A 507-nucleotide genomic window follows, 5' to 3' on the forward strand; every position below is an offset into this window, starting at 1 on the left:
AGACCGAATGACATCGCCTCTTCGCAATCCAATGCGCAGTATTTTTGCATCACATGTTCCAGCATACGGCGATTGCCAAGGCGCGTAAGTGGATCGAGTTTAGACAGTACTTCGAGCTGGCGATTCGCCTCTTCTAGCTCTTTGGTTCGGTTCTGCACTTCTAACTCAAGGTTTTCATTTAACTCTCGAATCGCCTCTTGAGCTTGAGTGCGTTGCAGCACCTCGGCCAAACTGGAAGAGAACATACGAATCACTTCGCGCAGTTGAGAGGTTAACGGCGCACGAGTGAGCAAGTTATCGACGGCAATAAAAGCGATGGGGCCACTGCTGTTTGAGGTGAGAACCGTCATAGCCGCCCAACCAAAGCCGACGATATTACAGTCGTGGTAAATGGGAACGGATTCTTCGAATGCGACTTCACTCGGTACGGCGCGAGCTAAATTGATCAGAGAAAAGTTGTGCGTCTCACCAGAGAAATAGGACTCATCAACGACATTCCCTTGAAGG

At 49.7% G+C, this 507-nt stretch carries 1 pseudogene; it reads right to left on the bottom strand.

Features of this window, described 5'->3' with window-relative positions:
• Positions 1-507 (bottom strand): annotated as a pseudogene (locus R7190_RS31160) (GGDEF domain-containing protein); the annotation flags it as partial.

The sequence above is a fragment of the Vibrio sp. 1078-1 genome (genome assembly GCF_033340475.1).